We start from the raw sequence: 3643 nt of genomic DNA, 5'->3' as shown, positions 1-3643 counted from the left end.
GGCGCACCAGCTCGTCGTGGTCGCCGCCGACGACGCCCGCCCCGCGTTCCTCGCGGCGGCGCGGGACTGGTACCACCCGGGGGCGCTGCTGCTCGCCGCGACGCCGGACGACGCGGCCGCGCTCGGCGCCGACGACGTCGAGGTCCTCGCCCACCGCGGGCCGGGCGCGTACCTGTGCGCGGACTTCGTGTGCCGGCTGCCGGCGCAGGACCCGCAGGCGCTGCGCGACCAGCTCGCCGGCTGACGGCTCGCGGGTCGCGCGTCCGGGGCGTCCGCACGGGTGCACTGCGCCGTGCCCCGCCGCATGATGGGAGGACACCTCGGTGCGACGGGGCGTGCCGAGGGCGGCCGACACAGTCGCCGGAGGAGGAACCATGAAGGCATCGGTCGGAGACAGGATCGTCACCGCGTCGGGCGTCGTGGGCGGCGCGGTCCGGGACGGCGTGGTCGTCGAGCTGCGGCACGACGACGGCTCGCCGCCGTACCTCGTCGAGTGGGGCGACACGGGCGAGCGCACGCTCGTGTACCCGGGCTCCGACAGCTACGTCGAGCACGTCCCGGGCGCGGAGAACGGCGGAGGCACGGACACGACGAAGGTCTGGCGCGTCCAGGTGAGCGTCGTGGAGTCCGAGGGCCGCACGACGGCCGAGGCCGTGCTCGTCGCGGGGCCGCCGGAGCACGTGCGCACCGTCGGGCGGGCCCGGCGCGACCCGCACGACACCGACATCCCGCTGATCGGGGACGAGATCGCCGTCGGGCGGGCGCTGCGCCGCCTCGCGGACCGGCTCCTCGACGACGCCGAGGCGGACATCGAGTCCTCGACGGGCGTGCCCGCGCACGTGCACCTGTGAGCCGCCTCCGGGCGCTCGTGCACGGGCGCGTGCAGGGCGTGGGCTTCCGCGCGGCCACCCGCGCGCACCTCGCGCTGCTCGGGCTCGACGGCACGGCCACCAACCTGCCGGACGGCACCGTCGAGGTGGTCGCGTCAGGCCCGGCCGACGCGCTCGACCGGCTCGCCGCGTGGCTCGAGGACGGGACGACGCCCGGCCGCGTCACCTGGGTCGACGTGACCCGGCGGCACGACGGCTGACGCGCCCGGCCGGGCGCCGCGACGGGTCGTCCGCGCCGCGGAGACCCGTCCGCCCCGCCGCGCGCGCCGGCGTGCCATGCTGGGCCGGTGACCGAGCAGACCCCCGCGCGCGTCCCCGTCGAGGAGCTCGTCCCCGCGGACGCGCACGTCCTCGGCGATCCCGCCGCACCCGTGACCCTCGTCGAGTTCGGCGACCTCGAGTGCCCCTACTGCGCCGCCGCGGCGCCGGTCCTGCGCGACGTCGTCGCGTCGTCCGCAGGCCGCGTCCGGCTCGTGTTCCGCCACTTCCCGCTGTTCGAGATCCACCCCCACGCGCTCACGGCGGCGCTCGCGGTCGAGGCCGCCGGCGCGCAGGGGCGGTTCTGGGAGATGCACGAAGCGTTCTTCGCGCACCAGGACCGGCTCGACGACGCGGGGCTCGCCGAGCGTGCCGCGGAGCTCGGGCTCGACGGCGCGTCCGTGGTCGGCGACGCCGCGCAGCAGCACGCGGGCGCCGTGCAGCGCGACTACGCGGCCGCGCTCGCGCTCGGGGTGCAGGGCACGCCGACGCTGTTCGTCGACGGGGTGCGCTACCGCGGACGCGTGACCCGCGAGGGGCTCGAGGCGGCGGTCGCCGCCGTCCCGACGCGGTAGCCGCCCGCTCGTCCGGCTCGCCCGCGCGCCACCGCCCGGGTCAGGTCCCGGGCGCGCGCCAGGGGAGCGGCGGGAGCGACGGCGGTGGACCGTCGGCGCCGGGCGAGCACAGCGGCCACCGCTCGCCGAAGAGCCGCAGCGCGAGCGAGCCGAGCACCGCCGCGACGAGCGACCCGGCGAGGATGCCGATCTTCGCCTGCTCGATCAGCGCCTCGTCGTCGAACGCGAGCTCGGCGATGAACAGCGAGATGGTGAAGCCGATGCCGGCGAGCATCGCGCCGCCGAGCAGGTGCGAGTACCGCACCCGGCCCGGCAGGTCACCCAGGCCGCAGCGCAGCGCGAGCGCCGACGCGCCGAAGACGCCGATCGCGTTGCCCGCCACGAGCGCGACCGCCACGCCGATCGTCAGCGGGGACGTCGCCGCGGCGGCCAGCGACTCGCCGTCGAGCTGCACGCCCGCGTTGGCGAGCCCGAACACGGGCACGACGACGTACGCGCTCCACGGGTGCAGCACGCGCTGCAGCTGCTCGCTCGTGGGCACGGCGGCGCGCGCGGCGAGCTCGGTGAGGTGCTCGCGCTCGGCCGTCGTCTCCTGGGCGAGGCGCTTGGCGTACTTCGGCACGAGCGCGACGTCGACCGGCCGGGACGCGCGCGACGGCACGAGCAGGCCGAGCAGCACCCCGGCGAGCGTCGCGTGGACGCCCGACGCGTACACCGCGGCCCAGAGCCCGATCCCGACGAGCACGTACGGCGCGAGCCGCCACACCCCGAGCCAGCGCAGGACGACGACCGCCGCGACGAGCACGCCCGCCGCGACCAGCCCGGGCAGCCACAGCTCGTCGGTGTAGAACAGCGCCATCACGGTGATCGCGCCGATGTCGTCGACCACCGCGAGGGTGAGCAGGAACAGCCGCAGCTGGTCGGGGCAGCGCGGGCCGAACAGCGCGAGGATCCCCACGAGGAACGCCGTGTCGGTCGACATGACGATGCCCCAGCCGTGCTGCGCGGGGGAGCCCGCGTTGAACGCCAGGTAGATGAGCGCCGGCACGGCGAGGCCGCCGAGCGCGCCGAGGGCCGGCACGGCGACGGTCCGCCGGTTGCGCAGCTCGCCGCTCGTCACCTCGCGGTTGATCTCCAGCCCGATGACGAGGAAGAACACCGCCATCGCGGCGTCGTTGACCCAGTGGTGCAGGTCCATCTCGAACGACCACGGCCCGACCTGCCACCCCGCCGTCGCGTGCCACAGGTCGTCGTACGCCGACGACCACGGCGAGTTCGCCCAGACGAGCGCGAGGACGGTCGCGGCGAGCAGGAGCACCGCGCCGCCGGCCTCGGTCGCGAGGAACGAGCGCAGCGACGGGGCGAGCGGGCGCAGCTGGAAGCGCAGCGGCGGGCCCGGGCGCGCCGGCACGTGGACGTGCGGGGACGACGGCGGCGGGGCGGGCTGGGTCACGGGGCCTCCGGGCGGGTCGGTGCGGGCGCCGGACGCGACGACCGCTGCGCAGCGTGACAACTCTTGCGGCCCGCCCGTGCTTCCGCAACGGTCGTCCACGACCGGTGGCCGGGACGTGGCAGGCTGGGCCCGGCTCAGGACGACGGAGGTGAGGACGTGGCGGAGCGCGTGAGCGTCGACCAGCACCGCGCGGACGTCGCGGCGCTGCTCGCGCCGCTGGTGGACGGCGCGCGACGGCGTACGCGCACCGAGGACGTCGACCTCGCCGACGCGCTCGACCGGGTCCTCGCCGGCGACCTGGTGGCGCCGCACGCGGTGCCCCGGTTCCGGAACTCGCAGATGGACGGGTACGCGGTCCGGGCGCGCGACGTCGCGGGCGCCGCCCCCGGTGCACCCGTCCGCCTCCCCGTGATCGCCGAGGTCCCCGCGCGCGCCGGTGCGGCGCCCGCCCTCGCCCCCGGCACCGC

General features: G+C 77.1%; 4 protein-coding genes and 2 pseudogenes. 5 read left to right on the top strand and 1 reads right to left on the bottom strand.

Annotated elements, in window-relative coordinates:
- The 4 genes and pseudogenes from JZ5iCDA_RS16170 to JZ5iCDA_RS16155 form a co-directional block, all read left to right on the top strand.
- Positions 1-244, top strand: a pseudogene (locus JZ5iCDA_RS16170) (thioredoxin domain-containing protein); the annotation flags it as partial.
- Between the two features lie 130 nt (positions 245-374).
- Positions 375-851, top strand: a complete 477-nt coding sequence (locus JZ5iCDA_RS19455; protein WP_069388070.1) for a dsRBD fold-containing protein — start codon at positions 375-377, stop codon at positions 849-851.
- Positions 848-1090 (top strand): acylphosphatase, encoded by a 243-nt coding sequence (locus JZ5iCDA_RS19450; RefSeq protein ID WP_069388069.1) that lies wholly within the window; start codon positions 848-850, stop codon positions 1088-1090. Before JZ5iCDA_RS19455 ends, JZ5iCDA_RS19450 begins: the two co-directional genes overlap by 4 nt.
- Positions 1091-1177: 87 nt before the next feature.
- Entirely contained in the window at positions 1178-1723 is a 546-nt protein-coding gene (locus JZ5iCDA_RS16155; RefSeq protein WP_069388068.1) for a DsbA family protein, read from the top strand.
- Positions 1724-1763: 40 nt separating this feature from the next.
- Here the strand turns inward: JZ5iCDA_RS16155 and nhaA are convergent, their stop codons facing one another.
- Complete coding sequence (gene nhaA, locus JZ5iCDA_RS16150; RefSeq protein ID WP_069388067.1) at positions 1764-3176, bottom strand: Na+/H+ antiporter NhaA; 1413 nt, start codon at positions 3174-3176, stop codon at positions 1764-1766.
- Between the two features lie 156 nt (positions 3177-3332).
- Here nhaA and JZ5iCDA_RS16145 point away from each other — a divergent pair.
- Positions 3333-3643 (top strand): annotated as a pseudogene (locus JZ5iCDA_RS16145) (gephyrin-like molybdotransferase Glp); the annotation flags it as partial.

Origin of the sequence: Cellulosimicrobium cellulans (genome assembly GCF_001722485.1) — a bacterium.
GTDB lineage: Bacteria > Actinomycetota > Actinomycetes > Actinomycetales > Cellulomonadaceae > Cellulosimicrobium > Cellulosimicrobium cellulans_A.
Note: the sequence above shows the minus strand (reverse complement) of the source record. Positions and strands in the feature narration are given on the sequence as shown.